Here is a 16,147-nt window from a genome sequence, read left to right on the forward strand (position 1 = left end):
CTGTTTGGTGATCCCGAGGGTCCAAGTGCCATCTCGGTGGCCGCTTGCCAACATCAAGCGCTGCGGAATATGCCGCTTGACATCAATACGTACGTACGTATTATTCCGCCATGGCTAGACAATCACTCCGCGAAAAACTCCTGGACGCTGGTTTCCGGACCATCTGGAATTCAGGCTATGCCGCTGCCGGCGTACGCGACATCGTTGCCGCGGCCGATGCGCGGCCGGGTTCGTTCACCAACCATTTCGCGTCCAAGGAGGAATTCGCCGGCGAGGTGCTCGACCGCTATTTCGCCTATGTCAGCGGCCTGGTCGAAGCAGCCCTTGCGCAGGACGGGACGCCGCCCGTCGGCAGGCTGCGCCGCTACCTCGATGTCATCACCTCGAAGCTCGAAGCGCATGACTGGGCGCGCGGTTGCATGATCGGCAATCTCAGCCTCGAAACCGCGGTGCACAGCGAACCGCTGCGCCTACGGCTCGTCGCCATCTTTGAGCGTTGGCGCCAGCCATTCGCGGCCTGCATTGCCGAGGGGCAGGCGGCCGGTGACATCACCCGAGCTTTTGATGCCGACGACCTCGCCGACTTCCTGCTGTCGTCCTGGCAAGGCGCCATGCTGCGCATGAAGGTCGAGCGCCGCCCGGCGCCGCTCGAGCGCTTCAAGCAAATCATCTTCAGCACAGTCTTTGCAAAGGAGCCGACCCAATGAGTTTGAACGCCGACAAGCCGCAAGCCGGCTCCACCGCATTGCGGCGCGAGGAAATCGCCGTGCTCGATTCGACCATGTCCTATGTCGAGGCCGGCGCGGCCGGCCCGACCGTGCTGTTCCTTCATGGCAATCCGACCTCATCCCACATCTGGCGCAACATCATCCCGCATGTCGCGCCCCTAGGTCGCTGCATCGCACCGGACCTGATCGGTTACGGCCAGTCCGGCAAGCCCGATATCGACTATCGCTTCTTCGATCACGTGCGCTATCTCGACGCCTTCCTCGATGCGCTCGACATCAGGGAAATGGTGGTTGTCGCGCAGGACTGGGGCACGGCACTTGCCTTCCATCTCGCGGCGCGGCGGCCGCGCAACATTCTCGGCCTCGCCTTCATGGAATTCATCCGGCCCTTCGAGCGCTGGGAGGATTTTCACCAGCGTCCGCAGGCCCGCGAGCTTTTCAAGGCGCTGCGCACGCCTGATATCGGCGAAAAGCTGGTTCTGGAAGACAATGTCTTCGTCGAAAAAGTGCTGCCGGCCTCGGTGTTGCGCACAATGAGCGACGAAGAGATGACGGCTTACCGGGCGCCGTTCCCGACACCGCGATCGCGCAAGCCGGTGCTGCGCCTGCCCAGGGAATTGCCGATCGAGGGCCAGCCTGCCGACGTTGCCGCCATCAGCGAGCATGACCATCGGGCGCTGCGGCTTTCCACCTATCCGAAACTGCTGTTCGCGGGCGATCCAGGTGCGCTTGTTTCGCCGCAAGCCGCACGCGAATTCGCCGCCGGGTTGAAGAACTGCCGGTTCATCAATCTCGGACCCGGCGCGCACTATCTGCAGGAGGATCATGCCGACGCGATAGGCGAGGCCATTGCTGGCTGGCTTACGGAGATCGTTCAGGCGGGCCAGATGAACGAGTTGGCCTGAGCGAGCCACGGCAACCGGCGGCGTCAGCGCCGCCGGACCGGTCGACAGCCCGGCACTGCGCTGCTAGAAGCCCGGCCTGTCACACGGAAATCCTGAACAATGCCTGAAGCAATAGAAGAAGAAGTGGCGCGCCGCCGCACCTTCGCAATCATCGCGCACCCGGACGCCGGCAAGACCACGCTCACCGAAAAGCTGCTGCTGTTCGGCGGCGCCATTCAGCTTGCCGGCGAGGTCAAGGCCAAGAAGGATAGGATCCAGACCCGCTCCGACTGGATGAAGATCGAGCGCGAGCGCGGCATTTCGGTCGTCACTTCGGTGATGACGTTCGAATATGAGGACAATGTCTTCAACCTGCTCGACACGCCCGGCCACGAGGATTTCGCCGACGACACCTATCGCACGCTGTCGGCGGTCGACAGCGCGGTCATGGTCATCGACGCCGCCAAGGGCATCGAGCCGCGCACGCTGAAACTGTTCGAGGTCTGCCGGCTGCGCGACATCCCGATCATCACTTTCGTCAACAAGATGGACCGCGAAAGCCGCGATCCGTTTGAGATTTTGGACGAGATCGAACAGAAGCTGGCGCTGGATACAGCACCGATCACCTGGCCGATCGGTCGCGGCAAGACATTTTCCGGCACCTATCACCTGGCGCTGAATGCGGTGCGCAAGGGTGACGACGAGAAGGAGCGCACGCCGGTCAACGGTCCCGATTCCAACCGCGTTGCCGGCCTGTTGCCGGAGAACGAGCGCGAGGCCTTCATCGAGGAGCTGGAACTGGCGCGCGAGGCCTGCCGTCCGCTCGACATCGACGCCTTTCGCGAGGGCCATCTGACACCGGTCTATTTCGGCTCGGCGCTGCGCAATTATGGCGTCCGCGACCTGATCGAGGCGCTTGGCGCCTTTGGGCCGCCGCCGCGCGCGCAGGAGGCCGATGCCCGCAAGGTCGAGGCGACCGAGGACAAGATGACGTCCTTCGTCTTCAAGATCCAGGCCAACATGGATCCCAACCACCGCGACCGCATCGCCTTCGTCCGCGTCTGCTCGGGCAAGCTCGAGCGCGGCATGAAGGCCAAGCTGGTGCGCACCGGAAAGCCGATGAGCCTGTCGGCGCCGCAATTCTTCTTTGCCCGCACCCGCGTCACCGCCGACGAGGCGTTTGCCGGCGACGTCGTCGGCATCCCCAACCACGGAACGCTGCGCATCGGCGATACGCTGACCGAGGGCGAGGAGATCCTGTTCCGAGGGGTGCCCAACTTCGCCCCGGAAATCCTGCGCCGCGTCCGCTTGGGTGACGCGATGAAGGCCAAGAAGCTGAAGGAAGCGCTGCACCAGATGGCCGAGGAGGGCGTCGTGCAATTGTTCTCGCCCGAGGATGGCTCGCCGGCCATCGTCGGCGTCGTCGGCGCCCTGCAGCTCGACGTCCTGAAGGAGCGGCTGAACTTCGAATACACGCTCCCGGTCGAGTTCGAGATGTCACGCTTTTCGGTCTGCCGCTGGATATCGGCCGAGGACAAGGCCGAGGTTTTACGTTTCATCGAAGCCCATCGCGGCGACATCGCCCGCGACCTCGACAATGATCCGGTGTTCCTCGCCCAGCACGCGTTCTCGCTGAACTACGAAGCGGAACGCTGGAAGGCGATCCGCTTCGCCACGATCAAGGGCTATCAGGTTCGCGACAAGGCGGCTTGAAGCGCCATCTTGCCTTCTCCCCCTGTGGGAGAAGGGGAAGCCCGCTCACCCCTTCGCCGCTTCTTCGATCTTGGCGATGTCGATCTTGTCCATCTGCATCATAGCATTCATCGCCCGGCCGGCCTTGGCCCGGTCCGGATCCTGCAGCAGGCGCGGCAGTTGTTCCGGCACGACCTGCCAGGAAACACCGAACTTGTCCTTCAGCCAGCCACAGGGTCCTGGTTCGCCGCCACCCTCTGTGAGACTGGTCCAGAAATGATCGACTTCGTCCTGCGTCTTGCAGTCGATCGACAGTGAGATCGCCTCAGTGAACTTGTATTGTGGTCCGCCGTTGAGCGCCAGGAACGGGACGCCGTCGAGTTCGAACGAGGCCACCAGCACCTTGCCCTCATCAGCATGCCCCTTGGGCCAACGCGTCACGCTCAGCTCCTTCGAATTCTTGAAGATGGACATGTAATGGTTCATGGCTTCCTCGGCCTGTCCGTCGAACCAAAGGAAAGTGGTGATCTTTTGCATGGTCTTTCTCCTCGTTTTCTCTTGGGGATGAAGGAAGCGTCAGGCGGCGCCTTTGGCAGCGTCCTGAAGTGAAGCGAGATAAGCGTCGAGCTGGGCATAGCTCTCGGCCATGCCGCGGGTCATGCCGGTGCCGAGCGCGCCGTCGCGGGCCGCTTGCGAAGCGTAGAGCACCGCCTGCGTCAGCAGCGTCTTCCCACCCTGTTCGGTGAAGACCACCGTCCCGACGGTTTCGCCACCGGTCCAGTCTTCGTCGAACAATTCGGTGGCGACGATCCTGGCTGGACGCACGATTTCTCGATAGGCGCCGCTCATGCCCATGCTGCGGCCATCGCGGTGCTGCCAGACGTAGCGTGTGGCGCCGCCAACCCTGAGGTCGATTTCGCAGACCGCCAGCCGCCAGCCATCGGGGCCGTGCAGCCAGCCCTTCAGCAACTCGGGTATCGTCCAGCAGTCGAAGACCATCGGCCGCGACGCATCGAAGATGCGGGTGATCTGGACCTCGCGGTCGCTGGGCGTGGTCACCGTCAGTGTGGCGACGGTCGAACCGGGCAAGGTTGTGGTGCTCATGATGTTCCTCCTCATGTTTGCCAAAGGACGTGCGGCAGGCCGGTGATCCGACACAGGCCGCGATGTTTTCGGGCTATTGGTCGGTACTGTCGGGGACTTTCTCGGCCTTCATCGCGCCGAGCAACGCGTCGAGGCGCTGGAAGTTGCCTTCCCAGATCTTTCGATAACGCTCCAGCCAGTCATTGGCCTCTGCCAGCGGTTTTGCTTCGAGCCGGCACGGCCGGCGCTGTGCGTCGCGGCCGCGTGAAATCAGTCCGGCGTTTTCCAGCACCTTGAGGTGCTTGGAAATCGAGGGCTGGCTCATCGCGAAAGGCTCGGCGAGTTCCATCACGGATGCTTCGCCCTGGATGAGCCGGGCAAGAATGGCGCGGCGCGTCGGATCGGCGAGTGCGGCAAAAGTGGCGTCCAGCTGGTTCATCGGGTATCCATAGCCAAATGGGTATATACCTGATTGGCTATATACAGGCAAACGCCGCTCGTCAACCGCACATCCGGATTTCGTGGCGCATTGCAAAATTGTGGCCAGACCAGGCTTGCGCGTCTATAAGGCCTGCGGTCCGAATTCAGCGCGGCCACGCTCCGCATGGAGCGCAGCAAGCCAGCCAAGGAAAATTCATGCCTGCCTATCGTTCCCGCACCACCACCCATGGCCGTAACATGGCCGGCGCCCGCGGCCTCTGGCGCGCCACCGGCATGAAGGATTCCGATTTCGGCAAACCGATCATCGCGGTGGTCAACTCCTTCACCCAGTTCGTGCCGGGCCATGTCCATCTGAAGGACCTCGGCCAACTGGTCGCGCGCGAGATCGAGAAGGCCGGCGGCGTCGCCAAGGAATTCAACACCATCGCCGTCGATGACGGCATCGCCATGGGCCATGACGGCATGCTCTATTCGCTGCCGTCGCGCGAGCTCATCGCCGATTCCGTCGAATACATGGTCAACGCGCACTGCGCCGACGCCATGGTCTGCATCTCCAATTGCGACAAGATCACGCCCGGCATGCTGATGGCCAGCTTACGCCTCAACATCCCGACCGTCTTCGTTTCCGGCGGGCCGATGGAAGCCGGCAAGGTGGTGCTGGCCGGCAAGACGCAGGCGCTCGACCTGGTCGACGCCATGGTGGCGGCCGCCGACGACATGATTTCCGACGAGGACGTCAAGGTCATCGAACGTTCGGCCTGCCCGACCTGCGGTTCCTGCTCGGGCATGTTCACCGCCAATTCGATGAATTGTTTGACCGAGGCGCTTGGCCTGTCACTGCCGGGCAACGGCTCGACGCTGGCCACGCATGCCGACCGCAAGCGCCTGTTCGTCGAAGCCGGCCACCTGATCGTCGATCTCGCCCGGCGCTACTACGAGCAGGACGATGAAGCCGCGTTGCCGCGCAACATCGCCTCGAAGGGTGCCTTCGAAAACGCCATGACGCTCGACATCGCCATGGGCGGCTCGACCAACACCGTGCTGCACATCCTGGCCGCCGCGCATGAAGGCGAGATCAACTTCGATCAGGATGACATCGACGCGCTGTCACGCAAGGTGCCGGTGCTATGCAAGGTGGCTCCCGCCAAGGCGGATGTGCACATGGAAGACGTCCACCGCGCCGGCGGCATCATGGCGATCCTCGGCCAGCTCGACAATGCCGGCTTGATCAATCGCGATCTGCCGACCGTGCACACACGCACGCTGGGTGAAGCGCTCGACCATTGGGATATTTCGCGCTCGACCAGCCAAAGCGTGCGCGATTTCTTCCTCGCCGCGCCTGGCGGCGTGCCGACTCAGGTTGCCTTCAGCCAGGACCGCCGCTGGGACGACCTCGACCTCGACCGCGAGAAAGGCGTTATCCGCTCCGTCCAGCACCCCTTCTCCAAAGATGGCGGCCTTGCAGTGTTGAAGGGCAATCTGGCGCTCGACGGCTGCATCGTGAAGACCGCCGGCGTCGACGAATCGATCCTGAAGTTCACCGGTCCGGCCCGCGTGTTCGAAAGCCAGGACGCCAGCGTCAAGGCGATCCTGGCCAACGAGATCAAGGCCGGTGATGTGGTCGTCATCCGCTATGAGGGGCCGCGCGGCGGCCCCGGCATGCAGGAAATGCTCTACCCGACCAGCTATCTGAAGTCGAAGGGGCTGGGCAAGGCCTGCGCGCTGGTCACCGACGGCCGCTTCTCCGGTGGCACCTCCGGCCTGTCGATCGGCCATGTCTCGCCGGAAGCCGCCGAGGGCGGTCTGATCGGCCTTGTGCAGGAGGGCGATACGGTCGAGATTGACATCCCGAACCGGACCATCCGCCTTGCCGTCAGCGATGCTGAACTCACCGATCGCCGGGCGGCGATGGAGGCCAAGGGAATTGCTGCCTGGAAGCCCGAGGAAAAGCGCAAGCGCAAGGTGACCACAGCCTTGCGCGCCTACGCCGCGATGGCGACCAGCGCGGCCAAGGGGGCGGTCAGGTTCGTGCCGGAGTAGGCTGAATTCCATCAGCGTGGCGCTACCCCTCATTGTCCTGCCGGACATTTCTCCCCGTATAGTGACGGGGAGAAAGGGGCCGGCACCAACGATTCGCCAATTGTAGGCGTTGACAAAGAGCGACGAGGTCGCAGCATCTTTCTCCCGGTATAGGCAAAAGGTGCCGGCAGGCGGATCAGGGGCGGCACAAGCGCTGCAGATTTTTTGCCGCCACGATAGGATGCTGATTCTTCAAGCGGGATGACGACGGATGGATTTCGACCTTATCGTTCGCGGGGGCACGCTGCCTGATGGCAGGGTCGCCGACATCGGCATCGTCGGCGAGACGATCGCGGCGATCGAGCCGAAGCTCGGTGTCACCGCCGGCACGGCGATCGATGCCAGTGGCAATCTGGTCTCGCCGCCCTTCGTCGACCCGCATTTCCACATGGATGCAACGCTCTCCTACGGCATCCCGCGCATCAACGCGTCGGGCACCCTGCTCGAAGGCATCTCGCTGTGGGGCGAGTTGAAGCCGCTGTTGACGCATGAAGCGGTGCGCGACCGCGCGCTTGCCTACTGCGACTGGGCGGTGTCGATGGGTCTGCTTGCCATCCGCACCCATGTCGATGTCTGCGATGACAGGCTGCTGGCGGTCGAGGCGCTGCTCGAGGTCAAGAAGACGATCGCCCCGTATATCGACCTGCAATTGGTCGCCTTTCCTCAGGACGGGTTTTATCGCTCGCCGAGGGCACGCGACAACACCATCCGCGCGCTCGACATGGGCGTCGACATTGTCGGCGGCATCCCGCATTTCGAGCGCACCATGGCCGACGGAACGCGCTCGGTGACTGAGCTGTGCGAGATCGCGGCAGGGCGCGGCCTGATGGTCGACCTGCATTGCGACGAGACCGATGACCCGCTGTCGCGCCATATCGAGCAGCTTGCCTATGAGACGCAGCGTCTGGGTCTGCAGGGCAAGGTCGCCGGCTCGCATCTCACCTCGATGCATTCGATGGACAATTACTATGTCTCGAAATTGCTGCCGCTGATCGCCGAGGCGGGTGTTTCGGCGATCCCCAATCCGCTGATCAACATCATGCTGCAGGGCCGCCACGACACCTTCCCCAAGCGCCGGGGTATGACCCGGGTGAAGGAGATGCAGGCGCTGGGCATCCGCGTCGGCTGGGGCCAGGATTGCGTGCTCGATCCCTGGTATTCGCTCGGCACCGCCGACATGCTCGACGTCGCCTTCATGGGCCTGCACGTCGCCCAGATGTCCAGCCCGGCCGACATGGCCCGCTGCTTCGACATGGTCACCAATGTCAACGCGTCGATCATGGGGCTCGACCATCTCGGCCTGGCGGTCGGCAAGCGCGCCAGCCTGGTCATCCTGGATGCCGGCAATCCGATCGAAGCCCTGCGCCTGCGCGCCGAACGCCTGTGCGTCATCGCCAGGGGCAAGGTGGTGGCGCAGCGGTCGAAGCAGGACACCAGGCTGTCCATTCCGGGCAGGCCCGGCCTCGTGAACCGCAGGCACCGGACGCCGCATCAGGCCAGATAGAACAGGCCAGACCCAGCCGATTCCCGGTTGTGGCCTTGCGGATTTCCGGATTTCTCCTCGTCAAAGGAGCCGCTTCGGTCTACGACGCGGCTCTAAATCAAAGAGATAGAGCATGATGTCGTCCGAAAACCGCTTCACACTTTTCGGCATCATGCTCTAGGGAGGAATCGGGATCGGCATGACGCAGCCCGTGGCGCAGAATTCCACAATCAGGAACGTGCTTCTGGCCGGCATCCTGCTGATGCTGGCCGGCGATTTCCTGTTTGCGCTGAACGACGCCATGGGCAAGTGGCTGGTCGCCAGCTTCTCGGTCGGCCAGGTGGTGCTGATCCGTTCCATCGGCGCGTTCTTCGTGCTTGGCCCGATGATCGCCCACCAGGGCACGGCCAAGCTGTTTCACATGGAGCGCCTGGAGCTGCAGCTGCTGCGCGTGGTGATGACAACGCTCGACACGGCACTGTTCTATGCCGCCGTCGTCTACCTGCCGCTTGCCGACGTGATGAGCTTCTACATGGCCGGACCGATCTATGTCGCGGCACTCTCGCATTTGTTGCTTGGCGAGAAGGTCGGCTGGCGCCGCTGGATGGCGATCCTGCTCGGCTTCTGCGGCGTGCTGATCATGCTGAAACCATCCTCGGCGGCGTTCTCGCTGTCGTCGAGCTTCGCGCTCGCCGGCAGCATTGCCTTCGCCTTCGCCATCATTCTCAACCGGCGGCTGCGCGGCACCAGCGACACCAATCTGGTGACATGGCAGACCATCGGCACGATGGTGGTCGGCGGCGTGCTAACCGTCGGCGCCTGGCAGACGCCGTCGGCGCTCGATTTCGGCGCCATGCTGCTGCTCGGCATCGTTTCATGCGGCGCGCATCTGATGATCACCAGGGCGCTCAAGCTGGCCCCGGCCTCGACGCTGGCGCCGCTGCATTACACGCTGCTCCTGTGGGCGGTGGTGTTCGGGCTGGTGTTCTTCGGTGACGTTCCCGGCCCGCGTATCCTGATCGGCTCAGGCATCGTCGTTCTCGCCGGCCTGTTCATTTTCCACCGCCAGAAAGTGGTCGACACCACGGTGCCGCCCGAAAACGTGCCAAAGGGCGTCAATTAGGTTTCCTAACCCAGGCGGATCGCCGCCAGGTGTCGTGCAAACTCCGGCGTCTCCATCAACGCCTTGCAGCGCGCGAAACGCCCGTCGGCATAGGCGCGGAAGTCGTCGACCGGATTGCTGTTGGCAAGCTGGATCAGTCCCCACAATGTCCACAACAGGTCGCACATCGCCTTGTAGATGACGATTCGCCCGCGCTCGGCCGCTCTGGCCTCGCCGCCAAAATAGGCGCGCATCATCTCTTCGTCCTGCGCCGTATCGAATTTGCCTTCCACGCTGAGGTCGCCGAGATCCCAGAGCGGATCGTTCATGCCCGAATATTCCCAGTCGACGATCCACATCCTGTCGCCGGCATCGAGAAAGTTCTCGCACAGCGGATCGCAATGGCAGGCGGCGAGAGGCAAGGGATGGGCGGCCAGCGCCGAGCGCACGCTCCCGGCCTCGCGCACAACATCGTGATAGCCGGTGGGCAGGGCGACGTCCTTGGTCGACAGCACCTTGAGATAGTCGTCGATCATCGCAAACAGTTCGAAGCGGAAGGGGAACACCGCGCCAGAATGGTGCAGCTTGCGGAAAGCCTCGCCGGCCCGCGCCGGACTGCCGGGCCGGACCTTGAATTTCTCCGGCGACATCGTCTCCGCGCCAGCGATGAAGCGCGTCACCATGACCCCGGTGGCGGGATCGACATGTAGCACCTCTGGACTGACCCCCGCCTTTGCAGCTTCGCGCGCCGCCACCGCTTCGTTGGCGCGGTTGATGTATTCCTCGGTGCCCTTGCCGGGAATGCGCAGGCAGAACTCGCCAGCCTTGAAGACCAGATTGGTTAGGCCGCCGAGCCGTTCGAGCGGCCCGGTGTAGCCGGCCAGCATGGGAATGGTGGCCAAGGAAATGTCGGCAAGTGCCGCACGCGCTTCGTCTGTCACCATGCCTGCGCCCCCACGCTGTTATTTGTCGCGGCGACGGTTCCACAATTTTCGTGCTTTGGCTATCATGCGATGCAAGACCGATTGGTGGATAGGACAAAAGTGGCGCACAGCAAACATCGGGGCCCGCTTGCTGCGGCCTACGCGGCGAAACGGCCAGAGGACGTCGCGGCACTCTATGACCGCTGGTCGCAGACCTATGACGCCGACATGTCGGCCGCCGGCTATCGCCATCCGACGATCTGCCTTGCCTTGCTGGCCCGCCATCTGCCGCGCGGTGCCGCACCGCTGCTCGATGCGGGAGCCGGCACCGGGCTCATCGGCGAATGGCTTGATATAACAGGCTACCCCTTGGTCGAGGCGCTCGACATTTCGGAAGGCATGCTGGCCCAGGCCGCCCGCAAGGGGGTCTATTCGGCGCTGCATTGCCTGGCGCTCGGCGGCAAGCTGCCGTTTGCCGACGATGCCTATGCCGGCATCATTTCGGCCGGCGTCTTCACCTCCGGCCATGTCGGCGCCGAAGGGCTGGACGAGCTGATCCGCATCTGCCGGCCGGGTGGTATCATCGTGCTGACGGTCAAGAACACGCTGTGGGAAGCCGGCTTTGCCGCGCGCATCGCCGAACTCGAAGCGCAAGGCCTCGTCACTCGCATCGAGGAAACGCGTCCTTACGTCTCCATGCCGGGCGAGGCCGACACCGTGCCGAGCCGTGGTCTCGCCCTGCGCGTCACCCGATCGACGCTTTGACGCTGTTCTACATTTTTACCCGGGCGGCTGTCGGATCGTACATCGGCTCGAGATGGATTTGGGCCGGCGTCCGCTCCATCGCCACGACCAGTTCATAGTCGCCCGAGGCGAGAAAATCGTCGCTCACCCCGTCGGCGTTGCGCACATAGCCGTAGCCGATGTTCTGGCTCACCGTGTAACCATAGCCACCGCTGGTGAGATAGCCGACCGGCTCGCCATTGCGCAGGATGGTCTCGCGGCCGAGCAGCACGATCTCTGGGTCAACGACAGTGAAGCCGGCAAAGCGTTTCTTCAGTGCCGCGCCGCTGGTCTTCTCGAGCGCGCGACGTCCAACGAAATCGGTGTTCTTGCGCAGCTTGACCGCCCAACCCAAGCCGGCTTCCTGCGGCGTGTCGTTGGGCGTGATGTCGGAGCCCCAGGCGCGATAACCCTTTTCCAGCCGCAGCGATTCCAGGGCGCGATAGCCGACCGGGCGGATGTCATGCTGCTGGCCTGCCGCCATCAGTGCATCGAAGACTTCGCCTGTCGCCGCGATCGGCACATGCAGTTCCCAGCCGAGCTCGCCGACATAGGTGACGCGCAGCGCCCGAATTGTGTGGCCGGCAATGGCAATCTCGCGCACATGGCCGAACGGGAACCTGGTGTTTGACACGTCCGCTTCAGTCACGGCAGAAAGCACGTCGCGGGCCCGAGGCCCCATCAGCGACAGCGTGCCGAAATCCTCGGTGACATCGACAAGCGTGGCATCGAGCCCTTCGCCGATATGGTCGCCGATCCATGAGGAATCATGCGTGCGGAACCCGGTGCCGGTGACGATGTAGAATTTCTCCTCGGCCAGCCGCGCCACGGTCAGGTCCGCCTCGATGCCGCCGCGCGTGTTGAGAAGCTGCGTGTAGGTCAGCCGGCCGACCGGTTTGCTGACGTCGTTGGCGCAGATCCAGTCCAGCGCCTTCAGCGCGTCAGGTCCGCTCAATTCGTATTTGGCAAAGGAGGATTGATCGAAGATGCCGACCTTCTCGCGCACGTGCCGGTGCTCGTCGCCGACTGCCGCAAACCAGTTCTGGCGACCCATCGAATAGACATCCTGCGGCTCGACGCCGTCGGGTGCGAACCAGTTCGGCCTTTCCCAGCCAAGCTTCGAGCCGAACACGGCGCGCTGCTGTTTCAGCCTGTTGTAAAGTGGTGAGACGATGCGCGGCCGCCCGCTGGCGTACTCCTCATGCGGGAAGCCGATCGTATAGTGCTTGCCATAGGCTTCCAGCGTGCGGTCGCAGACCCATTGCCGGTCGCGGTGCAGGTTGGAAAAGCGTCTGATGTCGACAACCCACAGGTCGAGCGGCGCTTCGCCGTCGACCACCCACTGCGCCAGCACCCAGCCGGCCCCGCCACCCGAGGCGATGCCGAAGGCGTTGAAGCCGGCGCCGACGAACATGTTGGCGCATTCGGGCGCCGCGCCGAGAATGAAATTGCCGTCCGGCGTAAAGCTCTCCGGCCCGTTTATCATCTGCTTGACGCCGACGGTTTCGAGTGCCGGCACGCGCGCCATCGCTTGGCGCATGTGCTGTTCGAAATGGTCGTAATCGTCGTCGAAGAGCCGGAACTCCCAATCGTCAGGCACATCCCCGGTCGTCCAGGCCTGCGGGTTGGGCTCGTAACCGCCCATCACCAGCCCGCCGACCTCCTCCTTGAAATAGGTGCGCCGGTCCGGGTCGCGGATGGTCGGCGCGTCGGTCGCCAGTCCGTCGATCTTCTCGGTGATGATGTACTGGTGCTTCACCGGCTGCAGCGGCACGTTGATGCCAGCCATCGCGCCAACCTGCCGCGCCCATTGCCCGGCGCAGTTGACCACCTTGTCGCAGGCGATGTCGCCCTTGCTGGTCTTCACCATCGCGATGCGGCCGTCCCTCATCTCGAAGCCGGTGACGCGCACATCCTCGAACAGTTTGGCGCCATGCATGCGCGCACCTTTCGCCAGCGACTGCGTGATATCCGAAGGGCTCGCCTGGCCATCGGTCGGCAGCCAGGAGGCGCCGACGAGATCGCCGGTTTCCAGGAGCGGCCACATGGATTTGACCTCCGCCGGCGACAGCAATTGCATGTCCATGCCAAAGCTTTTCGCTGTCGTCGCCAGCCTCTTGTACTCGGTCCAGCGGTCGGCATTGGTGGCGAGGCGCAGGCAGCCGGTCATCTTCCAGCCGGTGGCAAGGCCGGTTTCGGCCTCCAGCCCTTTGTAGAGGTCGACGGAATATTTGAGCACGCGGGTGATCGAGGCCGACGAGCGCAATTGCCCGACAAGGCCCGCGGCATGCCAGGTCGAGCCCGAGGTCAGCTTGCCCTGTTCGAGCAGCACCACGTCCGCCTTGTGGTCACGCGCCAAATGATAGGCCGTCGAACAGCCGATGATGCCGCCGCCAATGACGACGATCGCGGCCTGGCTGGGCAATGTCATGATTTCTGTATCCCGTACTTCGTTCTGTAATTATCGAGCGCGGCTTCGAGCCGCGTCAGGTTCTCCTCGGTGTAGGCGACGTAGTCGATGCCGGGCGCGTCGAGGTAGAGTTCGGACACCATGCTCCACATCGCCTCGCGCAGCAGCGAGGCGCATTGCATGGCCGCGTGCGAGCGGCGGATCGCCTGGTCCGGTTCCTTCATGAAATAGGCGGTCAGGAAGGCGAAGGATTCCTCGTCGCTCATGCCGGCATTCGAGGCGACGCCGGCAAGGTCGAACATCGCAGTGTTGAAGCCGGCGTATTCGAAGTCGATCAGCCACAGCCTACTGCCGTCGTCGAGAATATTAGCCGGCAAAAGATCATTGTGGCCGAAGACGATCGGCAGCAATTTCTGCGCACGCTCCAGCTCGTCGGCCAGCGTCAGCAGACGCGGCAATTCGCTGCGCTTGCGGCTGCCGCCTTCTTCAAGCGTGCGCGCATAGTCGCGAATGACGTGGAACACCCAGAACATGAAGCCGGCGCCGGAGACGTGATTGGGCATCTCCCGGTGGAAGCCGCGCATCAGGGCTGCGACACGACCAAGATTGGCGCGCACGTCCTGTGCAAGATAGGTTTTCGCACCAAGGTATTCCGTCACCAGGATGCCCGGTTCGGCATGCAGAACGGCTGGCGCGAAACCGGCGGCATGCGCCGCGCGTGCGGTCATCACCTCACGCTCGCGAAAGACATGATGGAACGGATAGTCCCTGCCGAAGCGCACGACGTGCTTTCCAGCCGCGTCCTTGACTACATAATTGGCGTTGCTCAGGCCTCCCGGCAGCGGCGCAATCTCGATGCTGCCGGTCCAGCAGGGCAGGGCGCGGATGCGGTCTTCGGCAATCACGGAATCATCCCTGGTTTGCTGAGCGTCGACTTTGCTGAGTGTCGACAAGGGCGCCACGGACAGCCCAACGACAGCGAGGAGAAACGAAAAAACCTCGTCGGTGCGAGACGCCAGGATCGGTATCCCGCACCGCACCGACGAGCCCCTTCGCCAGGTTTTTGACCCCGGCATCCGCCCCCGCGGATCTGAAAATTCCTTGCGCCAGACACGTTCAAAACTGCCTGGTCAGTGAGTTGCGGCTCTGCCATCACCCTCCCGTTGCAGCTCCGAAACCCGTGTTTGATAACTCAATTTCACGCCAAGGTTGCCTGCCTGTCAACAAAAAGTTGTGACTTTTTTTGGGTATTTTGCCCGAAAGCACAGGCAATTCCTTTAAAACCGCTCGAATTAGCTTAGAATCGGGCAAAAGGGCTAAGTCCGGGAAACCCAAATGGTTCATTCAAAACGACACGGCGAGATCCTGCGGCTGCTGCAGGAAGAGGGGACCGTCACCATCGCCAGCCTGGCCGACCGGCTGGGCGTTTCACTCGAGACCGTGCGCCGTGACGTCAAGCCACTCACCGGCGACGGCTCCGTCCTCAAGATGCATGGCGCCATCGGCCTGCCGTCAATGATCGGCGAAGCGCCATTCGAACGGCGCATGCGCGAGAATGCAGATGCCAAGCGGATCATTGCCCGCATGGTGGCCGCCACCATCCGCGACGGTGAATCGATCATGCTCGACACCGGCACGACAACCTCGTTCCTGGCCCGTGAGCTGCTCGGCCACCGGCGCCTGACGGTCGTCACCAACTCGTCGGACATCGCCCGCACGCTGGCCACCGTCAACGGCAACAAGGTCTACATGGCCGGCGGCGAATTGCGCAGCGATTCAGGCGCTGCCTTCGGGGCCTCGGCCATCGACTTCGTCAGCCGTTTCTCGGTCAGCCATGCCATCATCTCCACCGGCGCAGTCGATGCGGTGATGGGCGTCATGGACTACGATCTGGAAGAAGCCGAGTTCGCCCGCATGGTGCTGTCGCGGGGCCAGCGTTCGCTCGTCGTCACCGATCACACCAAGTTCGGCCGCCTGGGCTTGGTCCAAGTCTGCGGCCTCGACGGGTTTTCCGAACTCGCCACCGACCGGTCGCCGTCGCGCGACATTGCCGCCGCCCTCTCGCAAGCCGGCGCTCGGCTCAGCATAGCCGGCGACGCAGCCGGATTCTAAGATCCGCAAGAGTCTGGCCGAACACCAGCAATTGGATCTCAAACGCGCCGGCGGCGCGGTGGCCGCCTGCGGAAATGCCTATGCCGGCAGAGTCCGAAAAGTCATACGGAAATAGGCGCCGCTCGGTCTGCCGTCGAGGATCTCGATCCGCCCGCCGTGCAATTGCATGATTTCCTGCACCAGGTTGAGGCCAAGCCCGGCGCCATGATCGTGCGGGCGCGGCCGGTAGAAGGGTCGAAGATGCGCTCCCGCTCGCCCGGTGCCACGCCGCCGCCTTCGTCCCGCACCCCGATGACGAAAACTGTCTCTCTCGTCGGCTCGAACGACATCTCGCACCCTGCCGAAAACGCCATCGGCGCGAGGTCGACAATGACGGCGCATCAGGCGGGCGCGAGGCTGAGCCCGCGGCACCAGTCACCAGTCTCGG

15 protein-coding genes are annotated in these 16,147 nt (G+C 63.4%); 8 read left to right on the plus strand and 7 right to left on the minus strand.

From position 1 onward, the window contains the following. The first annotated feature begins 110 nt into the window (after nucleotides 1-110). The 3 genes from AC1DZU_RS03855 (at nucleotide 111) to AC1DZU_RS03865 (ending at nucleotide 3,325) form a co-directional block, all read left to right on the plus strand. Nucleotides 111-707 carry a TetR/AcrR family transcriptional regulator gene (locus AC1DZU_RS03855; protein WP_477281872.1) on the plus strand — a complete coding sequence of 199 codons (597 nt, stop codon included), beginning with the start codon at nucleotides 111-113 and terminating at the stop codon, nucleotides 705-707. Further along, the gene (locus AC1DZU_RS03860; RefSeq protein WP_477281874.1) at nucleotides 704-1,633 is read left to right on the plus strand and encodes a haloalkane dehalogenase; all 930 of its coding nucleotides are present in this window, start codon (nucleotides 704-706) and stop codon (nucleotides 1,631-1,633) included. The genes AC1DZU_RS03855 and AC1DZU_RS03860 overlap by 4 nt, the downstream gene beginning before the upstream one ends. A 99-nt stretch (nucleotides 1,634-1,732) precedes the next feature. Next, nucleotides 1,733-3,325, plus strand: coding sequence for a peptide chain release factor 3 (locus tag AC1DZU_RS03865; protein WP_477281876.1), 1,593 nt, complete (start codon nucleotides 1,733-1,735; stop codon nucleotides 3,323-3,325). Nucleotides 3,326-3,370: 45 nt separating this feature from the next. Here AC1DZU_RS03865 and AC1DZU_RS03870 read toward each other — a convergent pair whose 3' ends face one another. From AC1DZU_RS03870 to AC1DZU_RS03880, 3 genes are all read right to left on the minus strand, one after another. Then, nucleotides 3,371-3,841: a VOC family protein gene (locus AC1DZU_RS03870; RefSeq protein ID WP_477281878.1), complete on the minus strand. Its 471-nt coding sequence runs from the start codon at nucleotides 3,839-3,841 to the stop codon at nucleotides 3,371-3,373. 39 nt (nucleotides 3,842-3,880) lie between these two features. Continuing rightward, nucleotides 3,881-4,408 (minus strand): SRPBCC family protein, encoded by a 528-nt coding sequence (locus tag AC1DZU_RS03875; RefSeq protein ID WP_477281880.1) that lies wholly within the window; start codon nucleotides 4,406-4,408, stop codon nucleotides 3,881-3,883. Nucleotides 4,409-4,481: 73 nt separating this feature from the next. Next, the gene (locus tag AC1DZU_RS03880) at nucleotides 4,482-4,826 is read right to left on the minus strand and encodes an ArsR/SmtB family transcription factor (RefSeq protein WP_477281882.1); all 345 of its coding nucleotides are present in this window, start codon (nucleotides 4,824-4,826) and stop codon (nucleotides 4,482-4,484) included. A gap of 197 nt (nucleotides 4,827-5,023) precedes the next feature. On the opposite strand from AC1DZU_RS03880, the gene ilvD reads away from it, so the two are divergent. The 3 genes from ilvD to AC1DZU_RS03895 all read left to right on the plus strand — a co-directional run bounded on the left by ilvD (nucleotide 5,024) and on the right by AC1DZU_RS03895 (nucleotide 9,513). Then, a complete protein-coding gene (ilvD, locus tag AC1DZU_RS03885; protein WP_477281884.1) occupies nucleotides 5,024-6,868 on the plus strand; it encodes a dihydroxy-acid dehydratase in 1,845 nt (614 codons plus the stop codon). Between the two features lie 250 nt (nucleotides 6,869-7,118). Further along, nucleotides 7,119-8,411, plus strand: coding sequence for an amidohydrolase family protein (locus AC1DZU_RS03890; RefSeq protein ID WP_477281886.1), 1,293 nt, complete (start codon nucleotides 7,119-7,121; stop codon nucleotides 8,409-8,411). 178 nt (nucleotides 8,412-8,589) lie between these two features. Then, nucleotides 8,590-9,513: a DMT family transporter gene (locus AC1DZU_RS03895; protein WP_477281888.1), complete on the plus strand. Its 924-nt coding sequence runs from the start codon at nucleotides 8,590-8,592 to the stop codon at nucleotides 9,511-9,513. A 5-nt stretch (nucleotides 9,514-9,518) separates the two neighbouring features. Here the strand turns inward: AC1DZU_RS03895 and AC1DZU_RS03900 are convergent, their stop codons facing one another. Then, nucleotides 9,519-10,436 carry a phosphotransferase gene (locus tag AC1DZU_RS03900; protein WP_477281890.1) on the minus strand — a complete coding sequence of 306 codons (918 nt, stop codon included), beginning with the start codon at nucleotides 10,434-10,436 and terminating at the stop codon, nucleotides 9,519-9,521. 69 nt (nucleotides 10,437-10,505) lie between these two features. Here AC1DZU_RS03900 and AC1DZU_RS03905 point away from each other — a divergent pair, with 69 nt between their 5' ends. Continuing rightward, nucleotides 10,506-11,180, plus strand: a complete 675-nt coding sequence (locus tag AC1DZU_RS03905; protein ID WP_477281892.1) for a class I SAM-dependent DNA methyltransferase — start codon at nucleotides 10,506-10,508, stop codon at nucleotides 11,178-11,180. Between the two features lie 7 nt (nucleotides 11,181-11,187). On the opposite strand, the gene AC1DZU_RS03910 is transcribed toward AC1DZU_RS03905, so the two are convergent. After that, entirely contained in the window at nucleotides 11,188-13,629 is a 2,442-nt protein-coding gene (locus AC1DZU_RS03910) for a GcvT family protein (protein ID WP_477281894.1), read from the minus strand. After that, on the minus strand, nucleotides 13,626-14,513 hold the full coding sequence (locus AC1DZU_RS03915; RefSeq protein ID WP_477281896.1) for a phosphotransferase: 888 nt from the start codon (nucleotides 14,511-14,513) through the stop codon (nucleotides 13,626-13,628). Before AC1DZU_RS03915 ends, AC1DZU_RS03910 begins: the two co-directional genes overlap by 4 nt. Nucleotides 14,514-14,943: 430 nt before the next feature. Between AC1DZU_RS03915 and AC1DZU_RS03920 the strand changes: the two genes are divergently transcribed. Then, a complete protein-coding gene (locus AC1DZU_RS03920; protein ID WP_095082659.1) occupies nucleotides 14,944-15,720 on the plus strand; it encodes a DeoR/GlpR family DNA-binding transcription regulator in 777 nt (258 codons plus the stop codon). 78 nt (nucleotides 15,721-15,798) lie between these two features. On the opposite strand, the gene AC1DZU_RS03925 is transcribed toward AC1DZU_RS03920, so the two are convergent. Then, complete coding sequence (locus AC1DZU_RS03925; RefSeq protein WP_477281898.1) at nucleotides 15,799-16,101, minus strand: ATP-binding protein; 303 nt, start codon at nucleotides 16,099-16,101, stop codon at nucleotides 15,799-15,801. Nucleotides 16,102-16,147 lie beyond the last annotated feature (46 nt).

The organism is Mesorhizobium sp. P2_A12 (genome assembly GCF_056405075.1).

What these genes read in the sequence shown, in the direction of transcription:
- AC1DZU_RS03865 (WP_477281876.1), top strand. Translation starts at nt 1,733, where the DNA reads ATGCCTGAAGCAATAGAAGAAGAAGTGGCGCGCCGCCGCACCTTCGCA.
- AC1DZU_RS03900 (WP_477281890.1), bottom strand. Translation starts at nt 10,436, where the DNA reads ATGGTGACAGACGAAGCGCGTGCGGCACTTGCCGACATTTCCTTGGCC.
- AC1DZU_RS03910 (WP_477281894.1), bottom strand. Translation starts at nt 13,629, where the DNA reads ATGACATTGCCCAGCCAGGCCGCGATCGTCGTCATTGGCGGCGGCATC.
- AC1DZU_RS03855 (WP_477281872.1), top strand. Translation starts at nt 111, where the DNA reads ATGGCTAGACAATCACTCCGCGAAAAACTCCTGGACGCTGGTTTCCGG.
- AC1DZU_RS03870 (WP_477281878.1), bottom strand. Translation starts at nt 3,841, where the DNA reads ATGCAAAAGATCACCACTTTCCTTTGGTTCGACGGACAGGCCGAGGAA.
- AC1DZU_RS03920 (WP_095082659.1), top strand. Translation starts at nt 14,944, where the DNA reads ATGGTTCATTCAAAACGACACGGCGAGATCCTGCGGCTGCTGCAGGAA.
- AC1DZU_RS03895 (WP_477281888.1), top strand. Translation starts at nt 8,590, where the DNA reads ATGACGCAGCCCGTGGCGCAGAATTCCACAATCAGGAACGTGCTTCTG.
- AC1DZU_RS03905 (WP_477281892.1), top strand. Translation starts at nt 10,506, where the DNA reads ATGCAAGACCGATTGGTGGATAGGACAAAAGTGGCGCACAGCAAACAT.
- AC1DZU_RS03925 (WP_477281898.1), bottom strand. Translation starts at nt 16,101, where the DNA reads ATGCGCCGTCATTGTCGACCTCGCGCCGATGGCGTTTTCGGCAGGGTG.
- ilvD (WP_477281884.1), top strand. Translation starts at nt 5,024, where the DNA reads ATGCCTGCCTATCGTTCCCGCACCACCACCCATGGCCGTAACATGGCC.
- AC1DZU_RS03875 (WP_477281880.1), bottom strand. Translation starts at nt 4,408, where the DNA reads ATGAGCACCACAACCTTGCCCGGTTCGACCGTCGCCACACTGACGGTG.
- AC1DZU_RS03860 (WP_477281874.1), top strand. Translation starts at nt 704, where the DNA reads ATGAGTTTGAACGCCGACAAGCCGCAAGCCGGCTCCACCGCATTGCGG.
- AC1DZU_RS03890 (WP_477281886.1), top strand. Translation starts at nt 7,119, where the DNA reads ATGGATTTCGACCTTATCGTTCGCGGGGGCACGCTGCCTGATGGCAGG.
- AC1DZU_RS03880 (WP_477281882.1), bottom strand. Translation starts at nt 4,826, where the DNA reads ATGAACCAGCTGGACGCCACTTTTGCCGCACTCGCCGATCCGACGCGC.